The following is a 21,403-nucleotide window of genomic DNA, read 5'->3' on the forward strand; positions in this document are numbered from 1 at the left end:
TCTTCGGCGGTGGCGTGTCCGAGCGGCCGAAGGTGCAGCACTCGAAATGCTGTGTGCGGTAACCCCGTACCGAGGGTTCAAATCCCTCCGCCACCGCCGGAAATGGCCCCCCATCCTCACGGGTGGGGGGCCATTTCGCTGTCCGGGTCTGCGCCGTCGAATCAGCCCAGGCTGAACGGTTTTCCGTACACGGCGATCGACTGCGACACGTTGTCGGTCGTGACGCTCACCTTGGCGTACGACCGGGCCTGTGCGTAGCCGGCGCAGCCGTTCACCATCATGGTCTCGTTGGTGTAGGCGAGAGTTCCCTTGCCGCCGGCGAAGCTGATCGACGACGAGTGGCCGGCCGCGCCGAACGCGTCCTTGTACTCGCGGTCGTTGATCACGTAGTTGACCGCCTGGCCGGGGCCGATGGTCACGCCGGCGCCGGTCTCGGCAGTCGCGGTCGCGCTCTGGAGGTCGTAGTTGGGCGCGGAAGCGCCGGCCCGGCTGTTCGAGTTACCGCCGAGCGTGAGCTGGCAGCCGACGATGTAGCCCGCCCCGACGCCGATCTTCGCCGCCTTGTCGGACGTCGACACCACGTACTTGCCGGACACCCACGCATTGCGGTGCAGGGGCGTGCTGCCCATCGACGGGGTGATCCGCGCGGATTCGTTGCTGCGCGTGATGGTCACTGTCGTACCGTCTTTCAACGTCTTCGTGACGGATTGACCGGGGAGTGCGACGACGGTGTCGGCCTGTGCGGGTGCCGCGGTCAACGCGGGTACCAGTGCCGCGCAGGCGAGTGCGGTTGTGGCCGCGAGGATACGGGTGCGCGCGGTGTGGCGCTGGGGGGCGGTCATGGGAGCTCCGATTCGGCGAGTCATGGTCATGGTCAACGGTTTCGCGGTCAGCCGATGGAGAACGGCTTGCCGTAGAGGTTCACCTTCTGGTGCACCTCGCCGGTCGTCTCGATCGTGGTGAACGCACGCGCCTGGGCGTATCCGCCGCAGTTCTGCACATCGATCTGCGCGTCGTCGTAGCCGAGGTGGTAGGTGCCGGCCTTCTCGATGTTCTTGGTGTTCAACACCACGAACGTCACGTCGCCTGCAGCCAGCGGAACGGTCAGGGTCCCCGACAGGGACGGTGCGGTCGGGGTCAGCGATCCGGACAGACCGCCTTGGAGGCCCTTGATGTTCACCTGGCATCCGATGATGTAACCGGTGGATAGGGTGGCGGCGGCGCCGTTCGTCGCGGTGCCGTTGCTCCCGGGCAGTGTCGTCTCGCCGGCGGCGCCGACGCTCGGTCCTGCCTTGGCAGGCTTGAGATTCGGTGCATACAGCGTGATCTGACCGCTGACCCAGGTGGTCCTGGACACGCCGTTGGCGGCCATCGAGGCAGACACCCGTGCGCTCTCCTCGGACCGTACGATCCGGATGCCGTCACCGGTCGCGGTGCCGTCCGGTAGGCGGACGAAAGCGTCCGCACCCGCCGACGCGGCGCCGGCGAGCAGCGCGGCGGTCACCGATCCGCCGATGAGTGCGGACAGTCCGACGGCCCGCAAGGTTCGTTGTGTCATCTCGTGCTCTCCTCGTTTCATCTACCCGCCCGAGGACGGGATGTCGCATGCGTCGAGAACTCATCGCAGGGGGATGAGCCCGTCAGCTGCGGCAGGGTGGCGATCGTTGGTGAACGTACCCTAAATACGAGATGAGTGAAAAACTATGTAGGGGGTTGACACCATCCCAACTGGTAAAGGTAGCCTAACCTTTGCAAGGCGTGAGGATCTTGCCGGCGCGCGCTGGTGGTCTCGCACGCGAAGGTCTCGAGTTCGGTTGATTTGCAGGCGAACTCGTTGTACAAGCGGGGACGTGTGATTCGGACACCGGTATCGTGTTCACTGCTGAGTGCAGCCCACGACTCCCACGGTGCGCTGCCCGCGGTGCACACCGGTGATGCCGTCATCGATTACGAACGGTTCTATGAGTCCGTGGAGTGGATGGCCGAGCAGCTGGCCTCCTGCGGGGTCACCCCGGGGAGCCGGGTGGGTCTCGCGATCCACACGGGCTGGGAGTTCATCCTCGCCTGGCATTCACTTCTCGAGGTCGACGCCGTGACCGTGCCGATCGTCCTCGACCCACGCCGCGCACCGGCCGGATCGGACGACATCGGCTTCGTGTTCGCCCACATCGACCAGTGCGTCGAGGTCGAGGTCCTCGTCGAAACCGTTGTGCACCAGAGTCGCTCCCGCGCGATGTACCGGGTTGCCGACGACTTCGTACTCGCCGCTCTCGGCGGACCCGATCCGGTGCGTGGGGAGGGTGGCCTGCTCGCCGACCTCGACGCGGGGTCTCTCGACACTGCGCGCCAACTCGTCGCCGAGGCGGAATGGGTGGCCGAGCACGACGGGTTGCATCGTGGTGCACGTGTCGGACTCGAAGGGGATCTCGGCACCCGCGAGACCATGGTCCGCATCCTCGCCTGTGCGTCGGCCGGCGCGTGCGTTGCGGTCGATGCCCCGTTCGGGGTGCCCGACTGGGGAGCCCCGGCCGCTCGGTGACCGGGCGTCCGAAGCCTCAGCGCATCGCGGCGACCAGGTCGGCGAGGTCGGCCTCACGGCGTCGGACGAGGAGGTCGACAACGTCGTCGAGTGTCGAATCCGTTGGGAGCCAGAGCGATTCCGCGAGCACTCGGATGAGGCGAGGTCTGGTGAGCCGTGCCGGGCGACGGCCTATTCGAGTCAGGATGGCGGCGGTCGGCGACGCGGTGGAGAGCTCGGCCCGTCGAACGGCGAACGTGCGCGGCCCGAAGTCGAAGAACACCGGTGTACCCGGTGCGAGTTCTAGTGCGTCGATGAACCGTCGGATCGAACCGGACCGCGCCTGGACCGACGCCCACGTGAAAGTCTGCGTACCCAGCGAGGTCTCGAGGGTGACCGGGGAACCAGGTCCGATGCCGAGGAGGCCGGCGACGGCGCTGGGGATGTTGAATCCCGTTCCGCGACATTGTGCGGGCGTGATCGTCGTGGCCCAGTGCACGAGGTCGTCCTCGCGATACAGACCCCGCGTCCGTCCCGGGGTTCGCCGGGGGCGGTGCGCCCGCTCGCGCCGGGTGACGACGCCGCCGCGTATCTGGAACTCACCGGCGCCGGCGTATGCGCGGATGGTGGCCTCGCTGACGTCGTGTCGGCCGCGGATCGTCGCGATGACCTCGTCGATGGGTGCGGCCCCGTCACCGTCCGCCAGGATCGCACCGATCTGCAGGTGCACCGGCTCGTATCGCGGAAGGCCCCACTCGGCGAGACCGTAGCGGGTGCGGTCGGTCTTGACGATACGCGAATCCGACGCCAGTGCGTTGCGAATACTGTTGTGGGCGCGCGGAATCGCGGAAGTCGCATCGACGATCTCGGCGAAGGTCATTGCCGCGCCGCGTATCGAGAGCACCGCGGCGACGATCTCGCCCGTGGTCGCCCGCGTGGCGATCGCATGACCGTCGATCAGTTCGTACCCCACCCGCCGCAGCCATCGCGCGGCCGAATCGTCGGACAAACCCAGATGATCGGCGATCGTGGTGATCGGAGCCACCCCACCGGGAAGCGCCGCCTCCGAGACGGCCGACTTCGTGAACTCGGCGACCGAGCGCAAGGTGCCCCGGATGATCCAGTCCTCGCTGGTACGCAAACCCGACGCCGCGGCCACCACCCGCCAGCAGGGGGCTTCGGCGTCGCCCACCGGCGATCCCGCGAGAGTCGAGTCCGCGGTGAGCTGGACGGCGTCCGCGAGTGGAGCGGCCCGCAGGTTGATCGTCGCCGACAACTGGGCGAGAGCACGATCCGCGTCGATCAGCGAGGCCAGGCGGTGTCGGATGGACCGGTCGATCTTGGTGACGCGCTCGCGCGACAGTCCGAGGAGGTCGGCGACCTCGGCCTGCGTACGAGGTCTGCCGGCGTAGATGCGCTCGGTGAGTACCCGCCGCTCCTGGTCGGTGAGTGCGGCGTCGAACTCGGCTACCGCGGCGAGCGCGCGCAGGTCGCCCGGGGATCGTCTCGACGACGAGGGTCCGTCGGCGTGCGCGGTCATCGGTGAGGCTTCCTCAACGGGTCTGGGTGACGTCGGTGGAACGATGGCCCGGCTCGAGTTCGGGGAGCGCTCGTGGGGCCCGCGCTGAGCACATCACAGGCTACCGGGACATGGCGGATGGACCGCTCGAACGGACGACGGTGCCCTCGGTCCGGATTGTCCCCCGAGCACAAAGGTCCGGACGAAGTCTGGCCTCCGCGACCGTTTCCGTTCCGCTCGCCTTTTCATAGTGTTCTGGATCACATCGACGACGAGGATCTTGGAGGCACCCCGGTGACCAGCACGTACTTCGCATGGGACCTGACCCACCGCGACGACGCCCCGTGTGTTCGCGATGATGTTCTCGCGCTGGACTACGCCGGCTTCGCCCGGCGTGTCGAGGGTCTCGCCGAACAGCTCACCAGCCTTGGCGTTCGACGGGGGGACGTGGTGGCGACCTTCCTGCCCAACAGGGTCGAACTCCTCGTGACGCTGATGGCGGCATGGCGGATCGGCGCGGTCGCCACACCGGTCAACCCGGCCTTCACCTCCGAGGAGGCCGAGTATCAGCTGGCGGACTCCGGGACACGAGTCGTGATCGGCACCAGCGCCGGAGGAAGTGGGCCCGGCCGTGTCCATCTCGTGGCCGATGAGCTGGCGACCGCGCCGAGTCCGGACTGGCGGGGGTTGGATCCGCCGGCTGCCGATGATGACGCACTGCTGGTCTACACCTCCGGTTCCACCGGCAGGCCCAAGGGCGTCCGGTTGTCGCACGGCAACCTGCACTACATGGCGTCGACGATGGTGACGCACTTCGGTCTCACCGAGGCCGACCATGCGCTCCTGGTGTTGCCGCTGTTCCATGTCAACGCCATCTGCGTCAGCTTTCTGGCCCCGATGCTCGCGGGCGGACAGCTGAGCATCACCGGACGATTCTCGCCGTCCCGGTTCTTCGATGACGTCGCACGACTCACCCCGACGTATTTCTCGGCCGTACCAACGATTTACGCGCTTCTCGTATCGCAGGACGGGCTCACCGCCGAGGCCACCGGTCCCCTCCGGTTCGCGGTGTGTGGGGCCGCCCCGATCTCCAGGGAACTGCTCGACCGGGTCGAGGGCGCCTTCGGAATACCAGTCGTCGAAGGCTACGGCCTGACGGAGGGCACCTGTGCGTCGGCCTGCAATCCGATCGACGGGGTCCGCAAACTCGGGACCGTGGGCCCTGCGCTTCCGGGTCAGCGGATCGTGATCGTCGACGAACAGGGCGCGGAGGTGCCCGTCGGCGAAATCGGTGAAGTCGTCATCAGTGGACCGAATGTCATGCGCGGCTATCTGAACCGGTCTGAGGAGACCGCTGCGACCATCGTCGACGGCCGGTTGCACACCGGTGACGTGGGCCGCCTCGACGGGGACGGCTACCTCACGCTGGTGGACCGGATCAAGGACATGATCATCCGGGGCGGGGAGAACATCTACCCCAAGGAGATCGAGAACGCCCTCGCCACCCATCCCGACGTACTCGAGTGCGCGGTCGTGGGGGCGCCGGACGAACTCTACGGCGAGCTGCCCGCCGCGTTCGTCGTCGCATACCCGCACCGCGGAGTGGACGCGGAGGTCCTGGGTGATCACCTCGCCGACCGGCTGGCAAAGATCAAGCGACCGAGCATCATCCACATCGTCGACGAACTCCCGCGCAATCCTGTCGGGAAAATCGACAAGCCCGCGCTGCGATCGGGTCTCCGAAGTCCGCAGACCGCCTGATCCCTCACTCACCCCGCCCGACCCCGACGCTCGACCCCGACGCCGAGGGCGGTGAACCGCGCGCCGACACCGGCGATGGCGCACCACCCGACAACAGACAAACGACAAGGAGTGCACAGCAATGGGATTCACCCAACCAGACTTTCCCCAGGTGGAACCGGAGACATTTCTCCAGCGGCCGTTCTTCGACCGGATCCGCGTCCTCGGGGCACACTGGGCCGATCATGGCTTCGGCACGCCGAAGATGGTGCATCTGATCTATCTGATGAAGGTCTTCGTCTTCTACGGCGGCGTCGGGATCGCGCTCGCGACCCTGACATCCGGACTCGATCCGCTGCACGTGGCCGAGTGGTGGAACCAGCCGGTCGTCTATCAGAAGTTGGTCTTGTGGACCGTTCTGGTGGAGGTCCTGGGTATCGGGGGGTCGTGGGGACCACTGGCCGGTCATTTCAAACCCATGACCGGTGGGTTTCTGTACTGGCTTCGTCCCCAGACCATCCGGCTCCCACCGTGGCCGGGGAAGGTGCCCTTCACCAAGGGGGACTCCCGCACCGCGTTCGACATCGCGGTCTACGCCCTGATCCTCGCGAATCTCGCTGTGGCGATCGCGCTTCCGGGAGTCGCATCGAGTTCACTGGACTCAGCGATGAGTGACAACCAGGGCCTGGTGAACCCCGTCCTGATGTACCCGCTCATCGCGATGCTCGTCGTGATCGGCCTGCGCGACAAGGTCATCTTCATCGCCGCGCGCTCCGAGCAGTATCTCCCGGCGATGATCTTCTTCGGCTTCCTGCCGTTCCTCGACATGATCCTGGCGCTCAAACTGCTCATCGTGTCGGTGTGGGTCGGCGCCGGTGTCTCCAAGCTGGGACATCACTTTTCGATGGTGATCCCACCGATGCTGTCGAACACCCCGTGGGTGCCGAGCACGAAGATCAAGCGGGCGCACTATCGCAACTTCCCCGAGGACATGCGGCCGTCGAAGCTGGCCGGGGGCGTCGGGCACGTCCTGGGCACCATCGTCGAGGTCGTCACGCCGCTGGTTCTGCTGTTCTCGACCAGCAAGACGCTCACCGTGGCCGCGGTCGTCCTCATGGTGTGCTTCCACTTGTTCATCCTGTCGACCTTTCCCCTGGCCGTTCCGCTCGAATGGAACCTGCTCTTCGCGTATGCCTCGGTGTTCCTGTTCCTCGGCTTTCCGGCCTGGGACGGTTACGCGCTATCCGACACATCGATGCCGTGGGCGATGGTGCTGATCGGTGTTGCGCTCTGCTTCTTCCCCGTACTCGGCAACCTGCGTCCAGACCTGGTCTCGTTCCTTCCGTCGATGCGGCAGTACGCGGGTAACTGGGCATCGGCCACCTGGGCGTTCGCACCCGGTGCCGAAGAGAAGCTCGACCAGCACATCGTGCGTCCCGCGAAGAACACCCGCACCCAGCTGCTCGGGTCCTATCCGGCAGACGTGGCCGACGTCGTGATGCACCAGCTGCTGGCGTGGCGTTCTCTGCACAGTCAGGGCCGAGCGCTGTATTCGCTGATGATCCGTCACCTCGGCTCGGACATCGACACCTACACACTGCGCGAGGCGGAGTTCTCGTGTAACTCCCTGGTGGCCTTCAACTTCGGTGACGGGCACCTCCACGACGAACGGCTCATCGCGGCTCTGCAGAGGCGGTGTGACTTCGCGCCGGGCGAGTTCACGGTGGCATGGATCGAGTCCCAGCCGATCCACCGGGGAACACAGCGATTCAAGGTGATCGACGCGGCGCTGGGTGTGATCGAGACCGGGACCTACCGGGTGACCGATGCGGTGAACGAGCAGCCGTGGCTGCCGAACGGCCCCATTCCGTTCCAGGTCGACTGGACCCTCGACGTTGACGCTCACCGCGCCGTCACCGATCCTGAGGTGGTGCATGAACCGCAGATGCGCTCCGATGATCGCAGCGCGACGCCGGTCCGGCTGACCGATCAGGCGCCGCAGTGACCACAGCTGTCGTGGTCGGCGGCGGGCCCAACGGGCTCGCCGCCGCTCTGCACCTGGCGCGCAACGGTGTCGACGTGCAGGTCCTGGAGGCGGCCGACACCGTCGGCGGTGGGGCACGGTCGGGGGAACTGACGGTGCCGGGCGTCATCCACGACCACTGTTCGGCTTTTCATCCGCTGGGCGTGGGCTCGCCGTTCTGGGCCGAGGTGGGTCTCGAACGATACGGGCTGGTGTGGAAGTGGCCCGAAGCCGACTGTGCACATCCTCTCGATTCCGGCGACGCCGGCCTCCTGTTCCGGTCGATCGACGCCACGGCGGCGGGATTGGGCGCCGACGGACCGCGCTGGAAGGCGATGTTCGGTGATCTCGCCGAGCATTTCGATGACCTCGGCGACGATCTGCTCCGCCCGATCGTCCGCGTACCCGGTCACCCGATCCGGCTCGCGTCGTTCGGGCCCCGGGCCATCCTGCCGGCCACCGCGCTCGCCCGCTGGTTCCGCACCGAGCGGGCCCGTGCGCTCTACGGCGGGATCGCGGCACACCTGTTCTCCCGCTTGGACCGGCCCCTCACCGCTTCCCTCGGGCTGATGATCGCGGCGAGCGGGCACCGCTACGGCTGGCCGGTGGCCGAAGGCGGATCGGGAGCGATCACCGCGGCGATCGTCGGGGCGCTGCGGGATTCGGGCGGCAAGATCGAGACCGGGGTCCGGGTGAGCTCGCGTGCCGACCTGCCGCCGGCGGACATCACGCTGCTGGACTTGTCCCCGGCCCAGGTTCTCTCGATCTTCGGCGACGAGATGCCGACCCGAATTCGCCGCTCGTACCGGCGTTTTCGAATCGGGTCGTCGGCATACAAGGTCGACTTCGCGATCGACGGTGACATCCCGTGGTCGAATCCGGAGTGCCTGCGCGCCGGGACAGTGCACCTCGGCGGAAGTTTCGACGAGATCGCGCACGCGGAGCGACAGCGAGCGGCAGGGGTGATGGTTCCGCGGCCGTTCGTCCTGCTCGGCCAGCAATACATCGCCGACCCCGGTCGCAGCGCGGGCGGGCTCAATCCGATCTATGCCTACGCGCACGTCCCTCGTGGCTTCGACGGTGATGCCACCGAACAGGTCGTCGCCCAGATCGAGAGGTTCGCGCCCGGGTTCCGCGACCGGATCGTGGCGACGGCGAGCGCGGGTACCGAACAGCTTCACGCATCCAACGCCAACTTCGCGGGTGGGGACATTATCGGCGGCGCGAACGACGGCCTGCAGATGGTCCTGCGGCCCCGGGCAGCGCTCGATCCGTACGCGATCGGCGTTCCGGGCGTGTACATCTGCTCACAGGCCAGTCCGCCGGGTGCCGGTATCCACGGGTTGTGCGGCTACCACGCCGCGGAGTCGGCGCTGCGGTACGCGCGGTCGTCACGATGACCGCCTCGCGACCGTCGCGGGCGCTGCGGACTCCGGCGGGGGACGCCGCGCGCGACCGGCTTGCGGGAGTTCCCGCGTCCGCCGGGTCCGAACTGCTCGAGCAAGCAGCTGTGATCGCGAAGGCACTGCAGGACAACGTGTCCGACATCGTTTCGGAATTGAGTGCGATGATGGCCCGCGAGATCGATCAGCTCGACACAGACCCCAAGCTCGTGGAACTGCTCGAGGCGAGTGTGCACGGCAACGTCTCCACGATCATCCACGTCCTCGCGAACGACATCCCGATCGAGCACCTGCAACCGACCACAGCCGCGGTGGAATACGCACTGCGACTGGCACAACGGGACGTGCCCTCGAACTCGCTCGTCCGGGCCTACCATCTGGGGCAGAACAGCGTGATGCGCCGATGTTATCGACTGGTCGAAGATCTCGACCTCGATGCGGGGGAATCGATGGCGCTGACACGGCACATCTCCGACGTGCTGTTCGGTTACATCGACTGGATCTCCCTGTACGTGTTCGAGGCGTACGAGGACGAGCGCCGGCGTTGGCTGGGGGTCGAAGGGAACGTCCAGTCAGCGGCCATCCTCTCGTTCCTCGACAGTGCCGAACCCGATGAGCGCGCATTCGAGTCCGAGACCGGGTACCAGCTCGACCGGCGTCATCTTGCGCTGATCCTCTGGTCGTCCGAGGACGAACCGCGCGAACTCATCGGGCTCACCCATGCGGCCCGCGAACTCGGCGCCCGACTCGGCGGGGGCGTCACGCCGATCGTCACCGCCATCGACCGTTCGACCGTGTGGGCGTGGATTCCGCTGACCGGTAGGGACGTCACCGACGACTCGTCGGTGATCACGGTTCGCTCAACCGTTCCGGCGGGTGTCCGCGTCGCGGTGGGGATGCCCGCATCCGGGGCACGGGGCTTTCGACGAACGCACGAGCAGGCGCGCGCCGCCTACTCCGTGGCGTCCATGCCGGGTGGTGCGGCGGGCCGGGTGATCGGATTCGGTGACCGGGGCGTGGCCGTGGTGTCTCTTCTGGCGCAGGATCTCGAGTCGACGCGTGCCTGGGTCCACGAGGTCCTCGGTGGGCTTGCCGAGGACACCGCCAACGCCTCCATGTTGCGGGAGACGCTCTCGGTGTACCTCGCCACCAAGGAGAGCCATCTCCACACCGCCGAACGACTCAACCTTCATCGCAACACGGTGAAGTACCGCATCGGCAAGGCACTCGCCGAGGTCCCGGGAGACCGTGACCGCCTGGATCTCGCTCTGGCGCTGACGGTCTGCGAGTTCCTCGGCCCGGTGATGTTCGCGCGCTGAGTGTCGGTGGCCGGTCGTGGCGTCAGGCCTGGTCCTCCGATCGCTCGATGTCCCGCCGGGGTTGCCCGGTGATCTCGTCGATCTTCGCACCGGTCGTGGGCGCGAAATGCGAGTCGTCGAACCGGGGTTCGCCGTCGACACGGAGGTCATAGCGTCGGAGTATGTCTCGCACCGGGTCTTTCATCTCCGCGAAGACGAGTGTGATGTCGTGGGTGCGGAGATAGTCGTCGAGCTCGACGAGTTCGTCGACCGCCGTGGCGTCGATGTCGACGATGGGTTCGGCAGCGATGATCACGGTGTGCAGTTCTCGCCCGGCCTTTCTCGCCTCGCGGACCTTGCCGCGGACGTAGTCGTCGAACATGCCGCCGTTGGCGAAGAACAGTGGTGCGTCGAAACGGATGATCAGCACGCCGTCGATGCGTTCGGCCTCGGGATGGCGGGTCACGTCGTGGTAGCCGCGCACTCCAGGAACCCGGCCGAGTTCCGTCCGGTACGGACGCCACGCGAGGTTCACGAACGCGATGAACGACAGGCCGATCGCGACCAGAATGCCTTGCAGGACACCGATCAGCGCGACACCCAGGAACGCGGCGATCGACAGCGCGCCCTCGACCCAGTTGGCGCGGAACAGCGCGACCACGCCGGAGATGTCGATGAGAGAGATCGCTGCGGCGATCACCACGGCGGCCAGCGCGGCCGACGGGAGGTAGGCGGTCACCCCCGGTGCGATGAAGATGAACACCACGATCAGGAGCGCCCCGACGACCGAGGCGAGTTGCGTTTTGGCCCCGGCCTGTTCGGCCACCGGGGTCCGGGACGACGACGCCGAGATCGCGAATCCGCTCAGGAATCCGGTGGCGATGTTCGCGGTGCCGATGGCCGCCATCTCCTGGCTGCCGTCGACCTGGTCGCCGGCGCGAGCCGCGAAGGTCCGCGACAGCACGCTGGTGTCCGCGAAGGCGATCAGCGCGATACCGACTGCCGGGCCGATGAGGCTGATGACGTCGTCTAGTGTCACGCCTTCCAGAGACGGCGACGGGAAGCCGCGAGGCATGGCGCCGACGACCGGGAGGTCGTCGGACCAGCCGAACACCGCCACCGCGACGATCGAGGCAACCACCGCGACGAGTACACCCGGGATGGCCTTGCGCCAATACCTGAGCCCGAAGATCAGGATGAGACAGGCGATGCCGATGACCGACGGAAGCAATTCGGCGTCACCGGACGCGACGCCCTTGACGATGTTGATCGCCTCCTGGATGACCGAATCGCCGTCGACGCCGAAGCCCAACAGTTTCGGCAACTGGCTGAGCACGACGACCAGCGCGATCCCGTTGAGGTAACCGATCCGGATCGGCTTCGACAGGAGATCGGTGACGAAACCGAGTCGGAGCAGTCCGCCGATCAGCAGGACCACGCCGACCTCGATGGCGAGGACTCCGGCGAGCGCGATCCGCTCCGCGTCGAAGGCCGCGAGCGGGATGATCGACGCCGCGATGATCGGGGCCAGCGACGAGTCTGGGCCGAGGACGAGGATGCGCGACGGTCCGACGACGGCGTAGACGAGCAGTGGGATCACCGTCGCGTAGAGGCCGGTCACCGGTGGAAGGCCGGCGACCTCCGCGTATCCCATGCCTGCGGGGATCAGCAAGGCGGTCAGCACGATGCCGGCGACGATGTCGCCCTTCAACCACGACCTCTCGTAGCCGCGGAGTACTCCCAGCCCGGGCAGGAACCGTGACACCGTTTCCGGTTGCATCAAGCGATTATGGGCCTTTGCGGCGGTTTCGGCTTCTCTTTGCCGAGTCGATATCGTGCCCGGTTCGAACGGGTCAGGCGGTGACGGACCGAGAGACGTTCCGCTGGGTCGGTGTCCGCGGCGGGATCACGGGCGACAGCGCCAGCGCGATGGTGCCGGTGACCGTGAGGTGGGCGGGGACCTCGGCGTGCATGGTGCGACGATGCCGGGAGAGATCGACCACGGTGATGTCGGCCATGGTGGCGCCTGCGAGGTGCGACCCGGGGAACGCGACGTCGAGCAGCGCGGAGTGGAGCGGGAGAGTGGCGTCGACGTGGACGACGACGCGACCGCGTGCGACGACCGCAGAGGTGATCCGGGTGACCAGCGTGGGGAACCACACCGAGGTAGGGCACAAGGACTGGCAGACCGGTTCACCATCGGCATCGAGGTAGAACGCGATCTTGCGATGCAGCGATTCCGCGCGGAGCGAGAGGTCGCCGGCGACGACGTCCGCGCCGCAGGAGCGCAGCTCGGTTCCCCACGTTGCGGTTTCGAACGTTCTGGTCACGGTGACGCCTTTCAGTGAGGGCAGTAGGTCGAACAAGGTCACCGGATCAGATCTACTCCGCACGGCGTTGTTGCGGAACACATCTCGCCGCTAAGAGTTCGTCAATTCGCCTGCGGCCCGCCGATCATCTCGAGCGCGACGTCCCGAGCGGCGTCGAGGGCATCGGGTTCGACTCCCATCCCGGCGGTCACCAGCGCGCCCTCGTGCAGGATGAACAACCGTCGTGCCAGTGCGCTCGCATCGGGGCTCCCGGCATCGGTGGCGATCGAGGTGAGAAGGTCACGCAGATCGTGCTTCTGCCCCACGATGATCGGATACGCCGGGTGGTCGGGATCGCTGATCTCGGCGTGCGCGTTGATCATCGCGCACCCCTTGTGGCCTCGGGCGGCCGACCAGTCCCGCGTCGCGTCGAAGACCGCCGCGAGTCGGGCGCCCGGCGTCGGGTCGGCTGCGTCGAGTCGGGACCGGAGGAACTCCTGCCAGGCGGCGTTGCGGGCGCGTAGATACTCGACGACCACCTGCTCCTTGGAACCGAAGCGGTCGTAGAGCGTGCGTTTCGTGACGCCCGCGGCCTCCGCGATGGAGTCCACGCCGACCGCATGTATTCCGCGCTCGTAGAACAGCTCGGAGGCCGCCTCGAGGATGAGTCGGGCCTTGGGTGTCCAGTCCACGGTCGGGGGTGCGGTCTCGGCGGTCACATGACAAACACTACACCGATCGGTAAAGTCGCATCCATGCAGACTTCACAGATCGGTATACCGGCGCGGTGGGTGACCTTCGCGATGTCGGCGGCGTTCGTCGTCTGTTGGTCGTCGGGATTCATCGGGGCGAAGCTGGGAGCCGCCGAGGCGTCGGTGCTCACCATCCTCATGTGGCGATTCCTGGTGGTGGCGGCTGTGCTCGGCGGCGCTGTGTACTTCCTGTGGCGTCGGCGGGGTCTGGCGCCGATGTCTCTGAGGTGGTTCGGTTCTCAGCTCGTGGTCGGGGGTCTTTCCCAAGCGGGTTACACGGTCACGGTGTACTGGGCGATCGCGCTGGGTGTCAGCACCGGGACGACCGCACTGATCGACGGCGTCCAACCGCTCGTCGTCGCCGCACTGGCGGGTCCGCTGCTCGGTGCGGTCACCCATCGACGCCAGTGGTGGGGTCTGCTCGTCGGTGCGGCCGGTGTCGTTCTCGTGACCTGGTCGGACGCGGCGTCCTCGGCAGCTGCGCCCTGGTGGGCCTACCTCATACCCCTGCTCGGAATGGCTGCACTCGTCGCGGCCACCTTTCTCGAACGACGCGTCGACGACTCGCCCTCACCCACGGTCGTCCTGGCGATCCACTGCGGGGCGTCCGCGGTGATCTTCACCGCGGCAGGACTTCTCGCGGGAGTGGCGGTACCGCCCGCGGATGGCACCTTCTGGTTGGCGATCGCCTGGCTGACTGTTCTGTCCACACTCGGTGGCTACGGGTTGTACTGGGTGCTCCTACGACGATCCGGCGTCACCTCGGTCAACACGCTGATGTTCCTCATGCCGCCCGTCACGGCATTGTGGGGGACGGCGATGTACGGCGAACCCTTCGGCTGGGCAACGGGTCTCGGTCTGGCGATGGCCTGCGGCGCCACCTGGGTGGTGAATCGTCCGCCGTCATCAGAAGCCCGCGATCGGCGCGAGGCGGAAGCGCGTACCGCAACTGCCGCTCCCTGATTCGGAAAACACAGACCACTGCCGCTCTCACCCGGCGTGTTCGTCCGCCTGGCCTACGTCGGCGCGCCAGGTGACCGTGACCGGAACCTGGTCGTCCCACGGTTGCCGGGTGACGAGGTCGGCCACACGCACGTATCCCCGTTCGAATTCACCGACCGCCGGATCGACGAGACGATACTCCTGGGTCTGGCGGTGGATCGGTTGCGCGTCGAGCAGCACGATCCGAACCTCGCCTGGCTCGAAATGGCAACGCCGTTGCAAGGATTCGATGAGTTGTTCGTTCGAGAGGTGCCCGTCGCCGAAGTTCCACCCCATCGCGGTGCTGCAGATGCGTTCGCCGTCGGTCAACACATACTGCTCTTCGGGCATCGGTCGCATCGCGCGGTGCGCCAGCGTGAACAATGCGCGGCCGTGACTGTTGAACGAGCGGAACGCATATCCCATGTACAGCGGGATCTGGGCCGCTTCGGGGCTGCCGTAGAAGCGTTCGAGTTGCGCGGCCGGCATGGACGCGATGGCGACGATGCCCTTCTCGATCTTGGCCGACGCCGACGGCTTGATGCACCACAGGCCCGTGTCCCAGTTGCCGGCGTAGTATCGCATACCCGGTAGGAACGAGACCTTGCGCGGCAGCAGATTTCCGACGATGACCGTACCTGCGGAGGCTGCGAAGAGCACGATCGGCCAGGGTGACTGGAGATCGGTGAGTCCGATGCCGGGATGACCGATGAAGATCGCCACGATGCCGAACATCATGAAGACGTTCCACTCCAGGGGCACGCCCATCGGGATCGACGACAGGATGCCGAAGTGGAAGATCAGCATGATAGATGCCGCGACGGCAGTCACCCACCCGCCGTGCGAGAAAAACAGGACGAGCGGGACGAGTCCCTCAATGGCCGTGGAGAAGTGGGCGATCCATCGCGAGCGGCGCCCCGGACGCAGGTCGTCGGGAAAGTGCTCGAAGAACTTGCGCTTGATCTTCGGGGACCGCCAGATCGGATTGTTGGACATCATCGTCGCGATGACGAACGGGAAGTGTTTGTTCAGCTTCGACGTCGCCGCCCCCAGCCAGATGCAGAGGAACACCAACTTGGCGGCGATGATCATGTCGACACCGCTGAACAGGAACGCCACCGCGAACGCGCCGTACACCTCGCCGCGCGCCGCGAGGAAGACGGTCTTGTCGCGTAACCCGACTGCCGCGAGCAGACCCACGACGGCCCAGATCTGCCAGCTGGGAAGGACGCCGACCGTCGTGCCCAGTTCGGGGATCGCACCGGACCCCGGGCTGAACAACGCGATGACGAGTACGACGAGGAGCGCGCCATAGAGAACGACATCAACAGGACCGCGGGAGTCGCCGGCTGTCAGCGGGATTCGCGGCCACGGCGGCTGCCGGATGGTCTTCGGCCGTAACCAGTACAGGATCGATCCCAACGGCGGGAAGAACCGGTTGTTCAGCGGACCGAATCCGCATCCGAGGCCCACGACCTCGAACAGCATCGTGTACAACACGACCTTCTGGAAGACGATCGGCTCGTCGTACCAGGTGGTGACGTCGAAGAAGCCGTCGATGCCGGGGGTGCTGATCACGATGACCCAGCCGACGAGGACGTAGGCGAGGATCTTGCCCACATAGAACAGATGCAGTGCCACCGGCGTCCCGAACCCGACTTCGGCCCAGTGCCGGGCCATCGGCTTGATCTTCTCCGCGCGCGTTCCGCGACTCCACGTCGGGAAGTCGATCTCCGGGGTGGTCTGTTTCAGGAATCCCATCGACGGAGAACCTAGCAAACCAAGTGCTTGCTTGGTACCGCTTCGCGATGATCTTCGTTCGTGGTCGCGGCTCTCGGTCGCGCGCTGAACAGGGCTCGGACCTCGCTGTCAATCCGACCACCGAGCCCGAGGGTCGTGGTTCACTGGATCCATGACCTACGTCGTGGTCGCCGTCTTCGTGGTGGTGCTCGCGGCTGCTCTCGTGGTCTTGCTGGGCATGGCGATCGGCGCGTTCTCGGCGATGTTCAGCGGTATGCGTGACGACATCCGCAACCGGAGGGCGGCCGCACGGGTGACCTCGGACAACCCACTCCCGGCGCAGGGGCCCGAAAGCTCCCCGGTCGACCCGTTGGGCGACCTCGACGCCACCCTTCGATCGGCGCAGGCGCGGCGCCAGGGGGCGTGCCGGGCGATTCGGGATCGACTGGACAGCGCTGACCCTGGCGCTGACGAGGGGGCGAGGGATGCCGGCGGGTTCGTCGTCCTGGCCTCGGACATCTGGTGTGGTCGATCGGTGGAGCGCGGCGACGACGGACCCGACGATGCCGATGGCCGAGGCGGACATGGGGCGGACGAACTCGGCCGCCTGTCATCCGACCCGGTAGGACAGATCGCGTGGATGACGGCTGCGGTTGCCGAGCGCATCAGTGACATCCCCGCGTGGCGGCTGGACTTCTTCGATCGCCACTCCGTGCGCGTCGACCTGACCGGCGAGGTCACCGCGATCGCGAACGCTGCCGTCGGCCTCCGAGACCAGTTCGCGATACTCGGCGAGGCCCCGTCGGGGCACCTGGCTTCGGACCCGGAAGTGGTTTCCACCTTTGCCGAGAAGTCGCTCCTGCTGTCAGGCCGACTCGACGAACTCGTACGGCGTCTGGAGGCGTTCGCCGGCTACTGGCACATCGTCGCGCAGATCCAGCAGCGTCAGGAGAAGCAGGAGTGGCTCGACCGTGTCGGTGGGATCGACGATTTCGAGCACGTCGTCGCCACCGAATGGGATCGAGCGGAGGCCGATCGGGTGCGGCACATGGCCGACGAATCGGACGTGCTGGCTTCTATCTACCTCGATGAGATCGCCCCGCTGGCGAAGTCGTTGAAGCGGAACTGATCGAGATCGGTCGGTGCGGTCACTGCGGTGCAGTGAAGACCTGGAACAGAACCTCTCGGCGAACGACGAACCCCAGTTGCTGGTACAACCGGATCGCGCCGACGTTTCGGGCGTCGGCGTGGAGGATCGGGGTGTCGCCGCGATTCCGAATGCGGTGTGCCAGATCGAGTACGAGTCGTGAGGCGAGCCCGAGACCGCGAAATTCCGGGGCGGTGCAGACGGCGCTGATCTCGGTGTAACCCGGAAGGCTCAACCGTTCGCCGCCCATCGCGATGAGCCGGTCGTTGCGTCGGATGCCGAGGTAGGTGCCCATCTCGATGGTGCGCGGGCGGAAAGGTCCAGGGCGGGTGCGTTGGACCAGGTCGGTCATCTCCGGCACGTCCGCAGTCGTGAGCGTCACGGCTTCGTCGTCTGGTCTCGCGTCGGCGCCGACGTCGATCATCTGCACGCCGGGCAGGTCCATTGTCGTATCCCAGTCGGCGGGTGGGCGATTCGAGACCACCGGCAGGAACAGAGAACCGCCCGGGCCGACGAGCTCGGCGGCATCTGACCAGTCCTGCTCGGTGGGAGAGTCGGGGAGTGCCGCCATGGGGCAGACGTCTGGGTGATACCGCAGGGCCCCGCCGTGCCGCTGGGCGAAGCGGGCGTGCGGTCCGGTGAGGGCCGCGAGGGCCGGGTTGTCGAGCAGCGGGTGACCTGCAGCCCCGTGTTCGGGGGCTCGTTCGTCGGTGATGCGGTCGGTCACACGGCGACGATACTCGAGAAGGTCAGCTGCTTCCGAAGAGCAGCGCGCTGAGGAATCCGATACCGATCACGGAACTGCCGATCACGGCACTGCCGAAGCCGAGTTCGGCGCTGCCGCTTCCGTCGCCCCCTGCTCCGGCCTCACCAGAATCATCTGCGATGCCGCCGTGCCGCGAACAGGCACCTTGTCGGTTCTCGGCGTGACTGTATGTTCCGTCGTTGCAGCGGATTCCGGTCGGCGAACCATCAGGACCTGGTATGCAGCTACCCTCTGAGTTCTCGTAATATCCCGATCCACATGTGTAATCGACATCGTGAACGGCAGGGCTCGCGTGCGCAGGCGCACCTCCAGCGGCTGCTCCGGTGAACAACAGGCCGAGGGTCAGTGCGAATACTGCGGCGAGCCCAGCAAGGATTCGCCGCGCTGTCATCGTAGGCATCGGGCCATCGTCATCGACTGAGGGCGTTCGTGTGTCGGTCTTCGGCTGATCCGGCACAGATCTGCAGAACGGAGGTCGCGGTCAGACGTGCCCAGAGTCGATGAAGTCGGAAATCGGCCAGATCGGAATGCGTCAGCTCAACACGATCTCCACCGGCACCGCGTTGCCGAGAGTGTGTCCCACAGGTGAGCTGGCTTGGACCTTGGCGTGCAGCTCGTCGAGCTTCTCGCGCGGAGCGTCGGAGTCGATTGTCACCTTCGCGGTGATGGATTCGAAGCCGGCGTGTCCCTCCGCCAGTCCGAGGAAGACGTGGAGGTCGACGTCGCCCTTCACATCAATCCGCAGGTCCTTGAGTTCGATGCCCGCCACCGTGGCATTCGCTGCATAGCCGACGGCGAGGCAGTTGCCCAAGGCGCCGAGCAGTTGCTCGACCGGGTTCGGTGCCGTGTCGCTGCCGCCGAGCGCGGCGGGTTCGTCGGACGCGACCGGCGAAAAGTTGCGAATCCGCGCCTCGGATGCGAACGAGCCGTTCCACTGGACGTGCGCGGCCCACGTCGTCTGCGCCTTGGTGGCGTCGCCCTGGATCGCCTCGACCAGTTGGCCGACAGCGGCGATGTCCACGTTATTGAGGCGGGTGGCGGTCTCGGTCATGGTGCTCCTTCGACAGTGCGGTTTGCCGACGAAGCTATCTGTCACCGCCCAGTACGACGACGTTCTGCGTCAGAGTGAGCGGAACACTTGGATGTTGCTGCCAGGAGGGGCATCCTGCGCGGCCGACGTTCCCTGATCAGGCGGGTCTACCAGGTGATCTCGATCTCGAGTTCGGACTCGTCCTCACCGCGTTCGATCTCGATCTTCAGTTGCACCGTGGCCGGGATGTCGACGCGCACGGTCTTGTTGTTCTCCACGAAGGACACTTCGTTGTGGCGGGCGATCGCGTCCGCGAGTTCGTGGATCTTCTTCGCGGCCTCTTCACGGGACAGCTCGGTCTTGGTCTTGTGCTCGAACAATTCGTCACTCATCAGTCCATCTGAGCCGACCGGGTATGTCCGGTCAAGCGGCAGGCGTGCCGGAAACACCGGATCGCCATGCGGACACCTTCTCGTCACCCGCGCTTCACGATGCATTGGAAGTGTTGCGCGACCCTGACGACCATGACCCAATCTCAACGAGTCGGCCCGACGTCACGACGTACCATCCTGCGGATCTCCGCTGCGGGCGCGCTCCTCGTCCCGGTCGGATCGGCACTCGCGGCCTGCGGATCGTCGAACCCGAGCGCGGCGTCGCCGAGCCTGGTCAGGAACCGGCCCGTTCTCACCCACGGCGTGTCCACCGGGGAAGTGACCAGCGGCGGAGCGTTGGTGTGGGCGCGGTCGGATCGTCCGGCGACGATGATCGTCGAGACCGCATCGACCGAATCCTTCAGCGGTGCACGCACACTCCGCGGTCCGGTGTTGACTCCGGCAACCGACGGGACCGGGAGGTTACGTCTGGCCGGCCTCGAACCGGGACAGGTCGTGCACTATCGCGTGACCCTCGAAGGTGAGAACGGAGCGCGCTCCGAACCGGTGAGTGGCACCTTCACGACCGCGCCGGTGCGCGAGAGCGACATCAGGTTCCAATGGTCCGGCGATGTGGTCGGCCAGGGTTGGGGTATCAATCCCGACATGGGCGGCCTGACGATCTTTTCCACCATGGCCGACCGTGACCCGCAGTTCTTCATCCACTCCGGCGATGCCATCTACGCCGACAACCCCGTCGAGCCGACGCAGGAGCAGAACGACGGCAAGCTCTACCGGAACATCACCAGTCCGGCGAAGGAACAGGTGGCACAGACCGTGGATCAGTTCCGCGGCAACTATGCCTACAACCTCACCGACCAACACTTCCGACGCTTCGTCGGATCGGTCCCGCAGCTCGTGCAGTGGGACGATCACGAGGTCGTCAACAACTGGTTCCCCGGCGAGAGCCTGTCCGGACAGGGCCGCGAGGGTTACACCGAGATGAGCGTCGACGTACTGGCGCGCAACGGACGCCAGGCATGGCAGGAGTGGCAACCCGTCGAGGTCGGCGCGTCGGATCGGTTGTATCGCACCATCTCCTACGGCCCGCTGCTCGATGTCTTCCTTCTCGACATGCGTAGTTACAAGGACCCGAATCCGGATGCCTGGTCGAGAGGCAACGTCAACGGTCTCCTCGGCGCCGAGCAGACGCAGTGGCTCATCGACGGATTGAGGGGTTCGCGCGCGACATGGAAGGTAGTCGCCAACGACCTGCCGCTGAGTATTGTTGTCGGGGACAAGAACACGACACCGGCGAACGGCCCCAAGGCCATGGAGGCCGTCGCCCAGGGCGACGACGGTGACCCGCTGGGTCGGGAGATCGCGTTCGCGCGCATCCTCTCGGAGACGAAGAACGTGCCGAACGTCGTGTTCCTGACCGCCGACGTCCACTACACCGCAGCGATCTCGTACGAGCCGGATCGCGCGTCGTTCAAGGACTTCTCGCCCTTCTGGGAATTCGTCGCCGGACCGCTGCATGCAGGCGCGTTCCCCGAGAGTCCGCTGGACGGCACGTTCGGCGCCGAGTACGAGTTCGTGCACGCGCCGACCGAGTCGAATGTGTCACCGGCCGAGGGATTCCAGCACTTCGGGGAGGTGGCGATCGACGGTAGGACCAAGGTGCTGAGCGTGGATCTCGTCGACGCGTCGGGCAGGACGCTGTACCGCAAGGCGCTGGAACCGGCGCGCTGAGACCCGGGGCCCGCGGAGTGCGGGATCAGTGCCGGAAACCGTTACGAATCAGAC

The 21,403-nt window shown here is 66.3% G+C and carries 19 protein-coding genes and 1 tRNA gene; 9 read left to right on the plus strand and 11 right to left on the minus strand.

Going from position 1 to position 21,403, the window contains the following annotated elements; all coding sequences use genetic code 11:
* The first annotated feature begins 8 nt into the window (after window positions 1-8).
* A tRNA-Ser gene (locus AC3B6C_RS09415) sits at window positions 9-96 on the plus strand.
* 65 nt (window positions 97-161) lie between these two features.
* On the opposite strand, the gene AC3B6C_RS09420 is transcribed toward AC3B6C_RS09415, so the two are convergent.
* A complete protein-coding gene (locus AC3B6C_RS09420) occupies window positions 162-842 on the minus strand; it encodes an MspA family porin (RefSeq protein WP_488375813.1) in 681 nt (226 codons plus the stop codon).
* A 47-nt stretch (window positions 843-889) separates the two neighbouring features.
* The gene (locus tag AC3B6C_RS09425) at window positions 890-1,558 is read right to left on the minus strand and encodes an MspA family porin (protein ID WP_055476106.1); all 669 of its coding nucleotides are present in this window, start codon (window positions 1,556-1,558) and stop codon (window positions 890-892) included.
* A gap of 294 nt (window positions 1,559-1,852) precedes the next feature.
* On the opposite strand from AC3B6C_RS09425, the gene AC3B6C_RS09430 reads away from it, so the two are divergent.
* On the plus strand, window positions 1,853-2,539 hold the full coding sequence (locus tag AC3B6C_RS09430; RefSeq protein ID WP_488375814.1) for an AMP-binding protein: 687 nt from the start codon (window positions 1,853-1,855) through the stop codon (window positions 2,537-2,539).
* Between the two features lie 16 nt (window positions 2,540-2,555).
* Here the strand turns inward: AC3B6C_RS09430 and AC3B6C_RS09435 are convergent, their stop codons facing one another.
* Complete coding sequence (locus AC3B6C_RS09435) at window positions 2,556-4,058, minus strand: sigma factor-like helix-turn-helix DNA-binding protein (protein WP_488375816.1); 1,503 nt, start codon at window positions 4,056-4,058, stop codon at window positions 2,556-2,558.
* Window positions 4,059-4,331: 273 nt separating this feature from the next.
* On the opposite strand from AC3B6C_RS09435, the gene AC3B6C_RS09440 reads away from it, so the two are divergent.
* The 4 genes from AC3B6C_RS09440 (at window position 4,332) to AC3B6C_RS09455 (ending at window position 10,522) form a co-directional block, all read left to right on the plus strand.
* Entirely contained in the window at window positions 4,332-5,798 is a 1,467-nt protein-coding gene (locus AC3B6C_RS09440) for a class I adenylate-forming enzyme family protein (protein ID WP_488375817.1), read from the plus strand.
* 121 nt (window positions 5,799-5,919) lie between these two features.
* Window positions 5,920-7,782: a DUF3556 domain-containing protein gene (locus AC3B6C_RS09445; RefSeq protein WP_488375818.1), complete on the plus strand. Its 1,863-nt coding sequence runs from the start codon at window positions 5,920-5,922 to the stop codon at window positions 7,780-7,782.
* On the plus strand, window positions 7,779-9,200 hold the full coding sequence (locus AC3B6C_RS09450) for a phytoene desaturase family protein (protein WP_488375819.1): 1,422 nt from the start codon (window positions 7,779-7,781) through the stop codon (window positions 9,198-9,200). Before AC3B6C_RS09445 ends, AC3B6C_RS09450 begins: the two co-directional genes overlap by 4 nt.
* Complete coding sequence (locus tag AC3B6C_RS09455; protein ID WP_488375820.1) at window positions 9,197-10,522, plus strand: PucR family transcriptional regulator; 1,326 nt, start codon at window positions 9,197-9,199, stop codon at window positions 10,520-10,522. Before AC3B6C_RS09450 ends, AC3B6C_RS09455 begins: the two co-directional genes overlap by 4 nt.
* A gap of 22 nt (window positions 10,523-10,544) precedes the next feature.
* On the opposite strand, the gene AC3B6C_RS09460 is transcribed toward AC3B6C_RS09455, so the two are convergent.
* The 3 genes from AC3B6C_RS09460 to AC3B6C_RS09470 form a co-directional block, all read right to left on the minus strand.
* A complete protein-coding gene (locus tag AC3B6C_RS09460) occupies window positions 10,545-12,281 on the minus strand; it encodes a SulP family inorganic anion transporter (protein WP_488375821.1) in 1,737 nt (578 codons plus the stop codon).
* Between the two features lie 73 nt (window positions 12,282-12,354).
* Window positions 12,355-12,831 carry a hypothetical protein gene (locus tag AC3B6C_RS09465; RefSeq protein ID WP_044507520.1) on the minus strand — a complete coding sequence of 159 codons (477 nt, stop codon included), beginning with the start codon at window positions 12,829-12,831 and terminating at the stop codon, window positions 12,355-12,357.
* 101 nt (window positions 12,832-12,932) lie between these two features.
* Window positions 12,933-13,529, minus strand: coding sequence for a TetR/AcrR family transcriptional regulator (locus AC3B6C_RS09470; RefSeq protein WP_044505695.1), 597 nt, complete (start codon window positions 13,527-13,529; stop codon window positions 12,933-12,935).
* 36 nt (window positions 13,530-13,565) lie between these two features.
* Between AC3B6C_RS09470 and AC3B6C_RS09475 the strand changes: the two genes are divergently transcribed.
* Window positions 13,566-14,525: a DMT family transporter gene (locus AC3B6C_RS09475; RefSeq protein ID WP_488375822.1), complete on the plus strand. Its 960-nt coding sequence runs from the start codon at window positions 13,566-13,568 to the stop codon at window positions 14,523-14,525.
* Between the two features lie 27 nt (window positions 14,526-14,552).
* Here AC3B6C_RS09475 and AC3B6C_RS09480 read toward each other — a convergent pair whose 3' ends face one another.
* Window positions 14,553-16,304, minus strand: coding sequence for a DUF3556 domain-containing protein (locus tag AC3B6C_RS09480; protein ID WP_488375823.1), 1,752 nt, complete (start codon window positions 16,302-16,304; stop codon window positions 14,553-14,555).
* Between the two features lie 151 nt (window positions 16,305-16,455).
* Between AC3B6C_RS09480 and AC3B6C_RS09485 the strand changes: the two genes are divergently transcribed.
* Window positions 16,456-17,412: a hypothetical protein gene (locus tag AC3B6C_RS09485; protein WP_488375824.1), complete on the plus strand. Its 957-nt coding sequence runs from the start codon at window positions 16,456-16,458 to the stop codon at window positions 17,410-17,412.
* Between the two features lie 19 nt (window positions 17,413-17,431).
* Here the strand turns inward: AC3B6C_RS09485 and AC3B6C_RS09490 are convergent, their stop codons facing one another.
* The 4 genes from AC3B6C_RS09490 to AC3B6C_RS09505 form a co-directional block, all read right to left on the minus strand.
* Window positions 17,432-18,157 (minus strand): GNAT family N-acetyltransferase, encoded by a 726-nt coding sequence (locus tag AC3B6C_RS09490; RefSeq protein WP_488375825.1) that lies wholly within the window; start codon window positions 18,155-18,157, stop codon window positions 17,432-17,434.
* Between the two features lie 22 nt (window positions 18,158-18,179).
* Complete coding sequence (locus AC3B6C_RS09495; RefSeq protein WP_488376241.1) at window positions 18,180-18,596, minus strand: DUF3761 domain-containing protein; 417 nt, start codon at window positions 18,594-18,596, stop codon at window positions 18,180-18,182.
* A 132-nt stretch (window positions 18,597-18,728) separates the two neighbouring features.
* Window positions 18,729-19,247, minus strand: coding sequence for an OsmC family protein (locus tag AC3B6C_RS09500; protein ID WP_488375826.1), 519 nt, complete (start codon window positions 19,245-19,247; stop codon window positions 18,729-18,731).
* A 146-nt stretch (window positions 19,248-19,393) separates the two neighbouring features.
* Window positions 19,394-19,618, minus strand: a complete 225-nt coding sequence (locus AC3B6C_RS09505) for an amphi-Trp domain-containing protein (protein ID WP_010843269.1) — start codon at window positions 19,616-19,618, stop codon at window positions 19,394-19,396.
* Window positions 19,619-19,750: 132 nt separating this feature from the next.
* Between AC3B6C_RS09505 and AC3B6C_RS09510 the strand changes: the two genes are divergently transcribed.
* Window positions 19,751-21,349: an alkaline phosphatase D family protein gene (locus tag AC3B6C_RS09510; RefSeq protein ID WP_488375827.1), complete on the plus strand. Its 1,599-nt coding sequence runs from the start codon at window positions 19,751-19,753 to the stop codon at window positions 21,347-21,349.
* Window positions 21,350-21,403: the final 54 nt, after the last annotated feature.

The sequence above is a fragment of the Gordonia sp. 11cp genome (genome assembly GCF_057767225.1).

Bases quoted from the DNA above. Each gene is read 5' to 3' on its own strand.
- AC3B6C_RS09420 (WP_488375813.1), bottom strand. From the start codon at position 842: ATGACCGCCCCCCAGCGCCACACCGCGCGCACCCGTATCCTCGCGGCC.
- AC3B6C_RS09425 (WP_055476106.1), bottom strand. From the start codon at position 1,558: ATGACACAACGAACCTTGCGGGCCGTCGGACTGTCCGCACTCATCGGC.
- AC3B6C_RS09435 (WP_488375816.1), bottom strand. From the start codon at position 4,058: ATGACCGCGCACGCCGACGGACCCTCGTCGTCGAGACGATCCCCGGGC.
- AC3B6C_RS09445 (WP_488375818.1), top strand. From the start codon at position 5,920: ATGGGATTCACCCAACCAGACTTTCCCCAGGTGGAACCGGAGACATTT.
- AC3B6C_RS09455 (WP_488375820.1), top strand. From the start codon at position 9,197: ATGACCGCCTCGCGACCGTCGCGGGCGCTGCGGACTCCGGCGGGGGAC.
- AC3B6C_RS09460 (WP_488375821.1), bottom strand. From the start codon at position 12,281: ATGCAACCGGAAACGGTGTCACGGTTCCTGCCCGGGCTGGGAGTACTC.
- AC3B6C_RS09475 (WP_488375822.1), top strand. From the start codon at position 13,566: ATGCAGACTTCACAGATCGGTATACCGGCGCGGTGGGTGACCTTCGCG.
- AC3B6C_RS09480 (WP_488375823.1), bottom strand. From the start codon at position 16,304: ATGGGATTCCTGAAACAGACCACCCCGGAGATCGACTTCCCGACGTGG.
- AC3B6C_RS09485 (WP_488375824.1), top strand. From the start codon at position 16,456: ATGACCTACGTCGTGGTCGCCGTCTTCGTGGTGGTGCTCGCGGCTGCT.
- AC3B6C_RS09495 (WP_488376241.1), bottom strand. From the start codon at position 18,596: ATGCCTACGATGACAGCGCGGCGAATCCTTGCTGGGCTCGCCGCAGTA.
- AC3B6C_RS09500 (WP_488375826.1), bottom strand. From the start codon at position 19,247: ATGACCGAGACCGCCACCCGCCTCAATAACGTGGACATCGCCGCTGTC.
- AC3B6C_RS09505 (WP_010843269.1), bottom strand. From the start codon at position 19,618: ATGAGTGACGAATTGTTCGAGCACAAGACCAAGACCGAGCTGTCCCGT.
- AC3B6C_RS09510 (WP_488375827.1), top strand. From the start codon at position 19,751: ATGACCCAATCTCAACGAGTCGGCCCGACGTCACGACGTACCATCCTG.